This window comes from Acidovorax sp. SRB_24 (genome assembly GCF_012931925.1).
Map to the genome: position 1 here is coordinate 1 of NZ_MWOM01000208.1, position 582 is coordinate 582.

At 60.7% G+C, this 582-nt stretch carries 2 protein-coding genes; both read right to left on the minus strand.

Annotation, left to right across the window (positions count from 1 at the left end; translation table 11 throughout):
* On the minus strand, nucleotides 1-242 hold a 242-nt coding region (locus B2J89_RS21560), incomplete at its 3' end, for a DUF4148 domain-containing protein (RefSeq protein WP_169170845.1).
* Nucleotides 239-582 (minus strand): hypothetical protein (locus tag B2J89_RS22560; protein WP_205763931.1); only part of this gene is annotated, 344 nt, incomplete at its 5' end. The genes B2J89_RS21560 and B2J89_RS22560, both read right to left, overlap by 4 nt.

Genomic DNA, 582 nt, shown 5'->3' on the forward strand with positions numbered 1-582 from the left:
CGCATCGTGTGGGCCCTGCCGCCCAGCGGGGCCGGCACGTTGTACCACTCGCCATCGCGCGGCATCTGTGTGGGCGCGGCCTGGCGCGATGCGATCAGATCGGCGATGACGGCTTCTCTGGTGAGGGGGGTGTTGGCGCTTTGCACTGTGGTGGCGCTGTCAGGGGTCGGCGGCGCTGCCATGGCGCCGGTGGCAGTGGCCAGCACCAAACTGGCGACCGCAAATGTGCAGTACGTTTTCATGGCATTTCCTTGTGGTTGGTTGAGCTGCAATGCGCCCACATCCAAGCCAAATGCCCAGCGCTAGGCGCTTTCTCGACGAAGCTGTTGTTGCCGTTTGCCTTCGTCGAATCTGACAAGCTACTCTGCGCCGCCGCCCCTGGATACACCGGATCGAGCAACACATGCTTCCGCGAAGTAAATGCTGGCGCGAAGACGCATCCGTGTTTTTGATGGGATGATGCATGCTCAGGGGTGAGTGGCTGCAGACCCGGAGAGCCTTCGGGCGCTTGACTAGATTTTTCAAGCCAAAAAGGCCCGTAACGCAGAGTCAGTCTGCGCTGACAGCTATCAATCAAGAAGC